The organism is Calditrichota bacterium, assembly GCA_013151735.1.
GTDB lineage: Bacteria > Zhuqueibacterota > JdFR-76 > JdFR-76 > BMS3Abin05 > BMS3Abin05.
This window is the reverse complement of the sequence record JAADHR010000160.1, coordinates 1-8,334: the sequence shown is the minus strand read 5'-3', so window position 1 is coordinate 8,334 and position 8,334 is coordinate 1. Positions and strand designations below refer to the sequence as shown.

Genomic DNA, 8,334 nt, shown 5'->3' with positions numbered 1-8,334 from the left:
TGGTCACCTTCTGGGTGGTTTTTCCCATGATTGTCACTCTTTTTTTGGCGATGTTGGGCGTTTGGATTTTTAAGAAGGTTCCTGCTGCCCCTGAAAAACACATTTCAAGAGCGAAGTAAAAGGGAAATGCGTACCTTTTCAATGGGTTTAAAAATCAGTAAAGCACCAAAATTACGAGTCGTATAATGCGTATTCTTCTGGTTGAAGATGATGCCAAGGTGGCACGGTTTATTCGAAACGGTCTCAAAGAAGAGGGGTTTGCCGTGGATGTAGCCGAAGACGGCAAACAGGGACTGGATTTTGCCCGGGATTTCGAGTACGATGTCATTATTCTGGATATTTTGCTGCCCAAATTGGATGGTATTTCTGTGCTGAAAGCCATTCGCACGCACGATCCCCAGACTCCCATTCTCATGCTGACGGCCATGGACACGCTTGAAGACAAAGTCCGCGGTCTCAACAAGGGGGCTGACGATTACCTGACCAAGCCCTTTGCTTTTGAAGAACTATTGGCCCGGATCCGGGCTCTGCTGCGCCGAAAGTATCGGACGGCCTCCACTCTGCTGCGCTTTTCCGATTTACGAGTGGATTTGGTCACTCACCAGGTATTTCGGGGCGATCGTGAAATTCAACTCACTCCAAAGGAGTTTGCCCTGCTGGAATATTTTCTTCAGAATCCCAACAAAATCCTCACGCGTACAATGATTTCCGAACATGTGTGGGACTACCATTTCGACCCGGAAACCAATGTGATTGATGTCTATATGAATTATTTGCGCAATAAAATTGACCGGGATTTTTCAACAAAACTCATTCATACGATTCGAGGCGTGGGCTATATGTTAAAGGTGGAATCATGAAAATCAAAACGGTTCGTACCCGCCTGACGCTCTGGTACTCGGGTATTCTTTTCCTTATTTTGGCGATTTTCAGTGCCACACTCCTGGCCTATTTCCACCAGAATCTGAAACGGGGCCTTGATCAGGCTATTCTCACGCGGACAGCCGCCATGGAGCACAGTATTGAGGAATCGGGAGGGCATATCGATCTTTCGGAGATTCAAGAAATGGACTATTTTGAATCCTCGTCATTGCCCAAATTTATTCAGATTATGAATCCGGACAGGCAAATTCTGGTCAAATCGTTAAATTTGGGCGATTTTTCTCTGACGCCGACTCCCGAACAGTGGAAAAAGCTGCTCCGCCAACAAACGGTTTTCGGTACCCGGCAATTTCCGGGAAAACAGGGCATCCGCTACGCCTGCGTTCCCTTTCGCTGGCGGGGAAGCCTGAAGTACATTTTAATTGTCGGGATGTCGCTGGAATCCATTCAACGGCCGGTCAGCCGGCTGCGTATGGCACTTTTGCTGTTTGTCCCGATTCTTCTGATTCTGGCAGGATTTGGCGGCTGGTTTTTGGCCGGCAAAAGTCTGCGTCCCCTGAAAGATTTGACTCAGCGCGCCCAAACCATTACCGTTCACCGCCTGAATCAACCGCTGGCCATTTCCGGAGCCGGACAGGAAATACAGGAACTGATCGATGTGTTCAATGAGATGATCCGCCGTCTGGATACCTCCTTTCGGCAGATCAAGCAATTTACAGCCGATGCCTCTCATGAACTGCGCACCCCGCTGACGGTGATTAAGGGGGAATCGGAAGTGGCTCTGCGGGCCGATCGCAAGCCAGAGGCCTACAAAGAAACCCTTCGACGTATTCTGGAAGAAGCCGATTACATGGCGCGTATCGTGGAAAGCCTGCTTTTTTTATCCCGGATTGATGCAGGCCAGCTTCATCTAAAAATGGAACCCGTTAATCTGTTGGATGTGGCCGAGCGCGTTGTGGCTGAACTCAGTTTTCTGGCCAGACAAAAAAATATTCGCCTCATTGCCCGCTTTGACCAATCCGCAGTCATAATCGGAGATGCCGAACGCCTTGAACAGGTGATTAAAAATCTGGTAGACAACAGCCTTAAGTATACGGAGCCCGGAGGAGAGGTTGTGATTGATGTTTCCCGTACGGGAGACCACGTAATTTTGAGCGTCTCAGACACCGGCATGGGTATTCCGACATCCGATTTGCCGCATGTGTTCGACCGTTTTTACCGTGTGGACAAATCCCGTTCCCGCAAAATTGGAGGGAGCGGGCTGGGCCTGAGCATTGTAAAATGGATTGTGGATGCCCACAAGGCCCAAATCGACATTCAATCGGAAGAAGGCAGCGGTACCACCGTGCGGGTGGTGTTTCCGGCATCTTAGAATCGCCCGGTCAATCCATTGGCCACCGTCTCAGGTTGGGAATCTGTGGTGTTCATGCCCTTTGTTTTTTCGGTAATACCAGTGTTGCAATGACCGCCACGACCCCGGCGACCACAAATGTCATAATGCGTGCCGTGATTTTGGCGTCCAGTCCGGAGCTGATCCAGATAATCGTAAAGACCATGCCGGTCACAATGGTTACCAAAACAGCCCTCCCGTGAAAGCGTTTCCAAAACAGGGTGAGCAAAATCACGACCGAGAACGTTCCGCCAATGCCTGCCCAAACGTACCCGACCAGAGTGTAAATCAGTTTGGAAGGCGACATGTAGGCGGCACCCAGGGCAATCACAGCCAAAAAGGCGGTAACAATGCGGGAGCGTACCAAATCCTGACGGGACGTCCGGCCATCCCCATCCCGAGGTTTAAGGATGTTTTCCGACAATTCCGTGGAGGAGAGAATCAGGAGCGAATCGGCCGTGGAAATCATCGCTGCAATGGCGCCGGTGATTAAGATGGCCGCAAGAACCGGCGGAAAGAGTTCCAGCATGACCTTCGGCATCACGTACTCCGGGTCCTTCAGACCGTTCGGCCCAAACAGAGCCAGGCCAATCCATCCAATGGACAGGGCCCCGATGTACGCAAAAATCGTCCAGAGAATGCCGATGTTCCGCCCGATTTTCGCCTGACGGGGATTTTTAATCGCCATGAACCGCATACTGAGCTGGGGTTGTCCCCCCAAATAGCCGAAAAACCAGGAGAGTCCCCCGACAATGAGGACGCCCAGTGAAAATCCTGACGCCGCTCCGGTAAGACTGTGGTACTTTGGACCGGCCTGCGCCAGTGCCTGTGGAATAGAATGGGCAAACACGTCAGGACGGTGCACCAGGACAATGATCCCCACAACCGGTCCCAAAATGAGCGCCGTAATCATGACCAGCGCTTGAATCACATCGGTGTACACCACGCTTTGGAATCCGCCGTACACGGTGTACGGCACAATAATGGCCGCCGTAATGAGCATACCCCATCGGGGATCCAGATTGAACAGGGTGTGCAGGGTTTTCCCGCCGCCCAAAAACTGGGCACCCACGTAGAAGAAAAAGAAGAAAACGATGGTTAAACTGCTAACGGTGCGAATCCATTTTTCGGATTCGTGGTGCCTTTTGGCAATGTATTCGGAAAAGGTGTTCACCTGGTAGTGCTCGGCCTCATCCCGGAGCCGCCAGGCAATAGCTGCCCAGGCCGTCACGATACCCGCCACGCACCCCACCGCCGTCCAGATGCCCGTGAGGCCTGCGGCAAAGGCAAAACCCGGCAGTCCCAGCAGTGCCCAGGAGGACTCACCGGTGGCGCGTTCGGAAAGCGCTGCTGCCCAACCGGGCAGGTTCCGTCCGGCAATGGCGTAGTCGCTGTCAGTTTTCACCTTTCGTCCCTGGTACAATCCCCACAAAATCAACAGAGCCAGGTACCCGACCATAACCACAAGAATCTGCGTCTGGTATTCCATGCGTGGTTCCTCCTTTGCAATTTCTACAGGGGCTGTATCAAAAGTTCTTTTTTTCGAAAAAAATAAATACTTGTCATTGTGAGGAGCGAAGAATGAGCGACGAAACAATCTCATAATATATTGTAAATAATGGGATTGCACGCCACAGGCGCATTTCCAACTTCGTGCGCCCCAGGCGCACTCGCAATGACAGGTTTTATAAAAATGAGTCTCACAACTGTAGTTTTAAACTTGTGATACAGCCCCTACACATTTATTTTAATCGAATTGTTTCCTCCCCTAATTTCACCGTGACATCAAACTGCCCTTCCGGCCGCGGGTGCGGTGGCATGGGACGAAGATCGGGCATAACCTCCCGCGTTTGAATGGAAATTTTCCGCGCCCCGGGCTGTTCGGTTCCCACAAACCAAACGGAAACCGTCCCCTGCCAGCCCGGGTGTTTTTTGTCCACCGCCAGCGTGATGCGAAAGGCCGTTTCGCCCGGCGTTACCGGGTACAGGAGCCATTTCCAGCGCCCCTTCTGGGTTTGCTTTTTTGCCTGTACGGTTTTTCCATCCATTTTGGCCGTAGCCCTCGGCAGCCACTTGCCCGCCGCAGAAGCATCCGAGACCAGCAAAACAGCCAGTTTGCCGCCGGTTACCGGCGACTTGAAGTGCAAACGGCCCTCGATTTTCGCGCGGCGTTTCTTCGGTTGCAGGCGAAAATCGGACACGAAAACCTCACTTTTTGCCGAAACATTGGCCTGCTTCAGTGACTGCGCCGGTGGAAACGGAGAAGCGAATTGTTCGGGATTCAGCCAGCGGAGTGCGTCACCGGTTTTGAAAATGGACAGGTCAAACGTGCGTGCCCCTGTTTTCCGGAAATCGTACGTGGCGCCGCCCAGCAGGGGTTCCTGGGCCGCCCCAAGGGGGTAAATCTCGTACACGGCTGTTTCGAATCCCTGGAGCGGCAGTTCCAGTGTGACACCGGCGGCCACCAAATCCGGCGACACCCAGTGATCGGGGTACACCCGTTCCACCACCAGCGAAGCGGCTTCCGGATTCAACCCCATTTCCGGCGCCAGTCGCAGCACCAACTTCTTGGGCTCGATCCCCGGATTGCGGGCGGCTACAATGCCCCAATACCCTGAAAAATGCACGTAGGCGTAGGGCTCCTTCTTGCCGGGATCCCCGCCCACCATTTCCGTGTGTTTGAGAATGAAGAAGCGATCTTTTGCCCAGCGAATGGACTGGGCCAGCGCCTGCCATTCGCCGTCCGTGAGTAAATCGGGAGAAATGTACAGCTCCCACATGGACACGCCGCGGGCAAAATAGAGCAGGGCGTTGTTGGTAAATTTGTCCAGCGGTTCTTCCTGGCCGCCCAATTTTTGGAGATTTCCCTTAATAATGCCGTGGGTCATCATGTTGGAAATGGGGAACCAGAGGTCTTCTTTGGTAAAATCCTTGTACAGCGACAGATCGCGGTAGGTCATGGCGGCATCGCGGCGGCTGATGGAGGGGACATCCGAATAGCCGTAGTCGGAGCTTTGCATCCAAATTTGGTTCGCCCAACGCAGCCACCAGGGACTCAACCAGGTGCCGGAGGTGATATTCAGGTACACGTCCGGGTGGTGTGCACGAACCGCCCGGCACAACGTAACCACCGTGTCCATGACGGCTTTCCGGGAGTAGATTCCAATCTTGTGGCCGTGGTCCGGCTGACTGCACGAAAATTGAATGCCGTCCCATTTGTAAAACCGCACGCCGTCCTTTTCCACAAAATCCACCACCCGTTTTTTGAAAAGCTGGCTGTAGTGTTTTCCGGCCAGGCACATCTCGCCGTCTACGGTCTCGTAGCCGTGCTGTTTCATCCAGCCGACCCGCCAGGAGCGGTAGGAGTAGCCGCCAATGGGCCCAAACCAGATGCCCAGATGCGTCCCCATTTTTTCCAGCTCGTCGGAAATGGGCTTGAGTCCGTTGGGAAACTGCTTTTTGCGCAGGACCCAATCGCTCCGGTAGATGTCCCAGCCGTCGTCCAGCACAAAGGCGTTCAGGCGAATGCCGTACTTGTCCACCATGTTGGTTTTAAACAGGTGGATGATTTTTCGAATGTTTTCCGCATTCATGACGTGGGAGGAGTCCTTGACCATGAGGGGTGATCGCAAATCGTACCAGCTATTGTACAAAATGTAGGGCTGGGGGGTGGTAACCCGAATGTCTTCCAAATAGGTGAAAAACCAGTGTTTAACAAACGCATTGGGTGTAACAGCTTCCACCACCGGATCGGTTTCCAGCCAGTCTTTTTGAATGCGTTTACCGATAATTTCTTTGCAGATCAGGTCAGCCGACTTCTTGTCCGCCGGTGCGAGGTGGTTTTCCGACGTGGGGTATTCCAATCCGAAAAAACCGCCGCCCTGGCCCAGCGTAAAAGCCGCCGGCTGGCCGAAACTGCCGGATTTCACGATGGTCACAGGCGCCAAAATCCGTCCCTTTCGGGAAGCCACTTTTCGCAGGAAGTGCAGGCCGAACACGGTGTCCCGCACGGCCAGCGTGCGCCGGGCGAAAAAGGCGTTTGGCTTAAGCGAATAGGTCAATTTGAGCAGAAAGGGGTTGTTTGTCCCCTTAAAATAGAGCACAAGACGCTGCTCCCTGTTTGAAAGGGTGTCCTTTTCGGCCCGCTCGAAGCGGAAATCCTTTTTGGTGAAAACGACCGGATTTTCCGCATTGTTGATTTTCCCCGGGGCGTGCCAGCCCGTCCACATGACGTTCAGGGCAAAATCCGCGTCCGTGTGCAGGACCACAGGCTGTGTGTGGAACGAAGCCGCCCAATCCGGCAAAACGCGGAGGCAGTCCTTGGCCAGTTGTTTGTTTTGAATGAGAACGCCCAGTTTCACCTTTTCGTTTTGAAGGGTGAAGTGCGTTTTGGCACTCGTTTGCGCCAACAAGCGGTTAGCAAAAAAACCGCTCGCCAAAACAACCAAACCCACTAAAATACCGGTAACAAATGTTTTCATTGTTTTTTCCTCGTTTTGTCATTTAGACCATTTTCTTTATCTTTGCGAAGGTTGGCAACCTTCGCACGGGTATTGGGTGATTTTTTTCGTGCGTTTCATTGGCCAAAAACATCCCCCTTCAAAGCGGAAGCGGGTTGATTGCCAGTTCAAACTTGGGTATCTCACCCAGTAAAAATCATTCCAAATTAGAAGAGCCATTTTTTCGTTGGTTCAGCTACCCTCGAACGTCCCCCTTCGAAGGGGGACCATAGGGGGATGTTTTCTATTTCCAAAATTCACCGCAAAGCTACGACGACGCAAAGGGAAGAAATTCCAAATTATAAGCACCTGTCATTGCGAGAAGCGAAGAATGAGCGACGAAGCAATCTCCTGAGGAGCACATTGGCAATTTCGTTTGCTGTACGTGTTTTTTCCAGAGAGGAGATTGCTTCGCTCGTGCGCCTGGGGCGCACTCGCTCGCAATGACAAATTCATTTTATTTTATCCCTAAAAAATGGATTTTTGATACAACCCCAAACAACGCCAAAGGCGTTGAACATGTGTAGAAAAACTTCATCACGTAGACTCGACGCGTGCACATTCTTTCGGGAGGCTCGGGGACGCCATCGAACACCTCCATGACCGGAATAAAACCCGCAGCCGAGTGAGCCGTCTGTTCTTTGAGCTTGTAGAAGGACGGGCAAATGTGTCGAGGCCACCGCCCAACGCTCCCTTCGACTCCGCTCAGGGAGCGTTGGTAATTTCGGTACGTGCGTCCGGTTTTCAAGCGTACTCGAGGGAACGGTGTGCACCTCGAAAATTGAACGATATCGGTCACCGAGTATTCGCCGATCCCTGAGCGGAGTCGAAGGGAAGGCGAATACACCTCTACCGTTTTGCCCAGGCTTTGGCCTGCCGGGCCACGTCCTGCAAGCGCCCCATTTTGGGTTCGTAGGGCAGCAAAACAAACTCAAACGTCACGGGCCGGGGATGGAACGCGTATTTTTCCAACACCGGCGGCCCGCAGCTCGCGTTGCCCAACCCCAATTGCCTGGCGTCCAGGGAGAGAAACACCTCTTTTCGCGGCGTCAGCTCGTCAATGTGATTGGCTTTGTCCAGGTCGTTAGCGGTAAAATGCAACGCCGTGACGGAAAGTAGCGAATCGGCCACCACCAGCAGCCCCTTTTTCTTTGCGTCCGTCAGCGCCACCCAACGGACGTCCTCTTTGTTGCCGGTTTCCTGCGGCCGCACGTAGGGAACAACCTGAGCCGTCACAGTGCTGTGGTACACGTCCACGGCGGCACCCGTCTTTCGGTCGGGGTAGTTCTCCTGGGGGCCGCGCCCGTACCAAATGAGGTTTTCCAGATTTTCGGGCAGCACAAATTGCACCCCAAGCTTTGGCAGCTCGTCCGGTAACTTTCCAAACGGCTCCACGTGGTTTTGCACGGAAATCACGCCGTTTCCAAAAAGGGTCACCTTCTCCGTCCAGTGAAAGCCTGCGGAATCTGTTCCCGAAACCGTTTTCTTGACCAAAATTTCAAAGGCTCCGTCGGGTTGCTTTTTTGTCTCCACGGACTCCACGGTTTCCTTTAAGTGATTCAG

5 protein-coding genes are annotated in these 8,334 nt (G+C 52.9%); 2 read left to right on the top strand and 3 right to left on the bottom strand.

The window, feature by feature from the left end:
- Positions 1-185: 185 nt before the first annotated feature.
- Positions 186-860, top strand: a complete 675-nt coding sequence (locus tag GXO76_11395) for a response regulator transcription factor (protein ID NOY78461.1) — start codon at positions 186-188, stop codon at positions 858-860.
- On the top strand, positions 857-2,254 hold the full coding sequence (locus GXO76_11390; GenBank protein ID NOY78460.1) for a HAMP domain-containing protein: 1,398 nt from the start codon (positions 857-859) through the stop codon (positions 2,252-2,254). Before GXO76_11395 ends, GXO76_11390 begins: the two co-directional genes overlap by 4 nt.
- A 52-nt stretch (positions 2,255-2,306) precedes the next feature.
- On the opposite strand, the gene GXO76_11385 is transcribed toward GXO76_11390, so the two are convergent.
- The 3 genes from GXO76_11385 to GXO76_11375 all read right to left on the bottom strand — a co-directional run.
- The gene (locus GXO76_11385) at positions 2,307-3,761 is read right to left on the bottom strand and encodes a sodium/proline symporter (protein ID NOY78459.1); all 1,455 of its coding nucleotides are present in this window, start codon (positions 3,759-3,761) and stop codon (positions 2,307-2,309) included.
- Between the two features lie 253 nt (positions 3,762-4,014).
- On the bottom strand, positions 4,015-6,753 hold the full coding sequence (locus tag GXO76_11380) for a hypothetical protein (GenBank protein NOY78458.1): 2,739 nt from the start codon (positions 6,751-6,753) through the stop codon (positions 4,015-4,017).
- Between the two features lie 867 nt (positions 6,754-7,620).
- On the bottom strand, positions 7,621-8,334 hold a 714-nt coding region (locus GXO76_11375; GenBank protein NOY78457.1), incomplete at its 5' end, for a beta-galactosidase.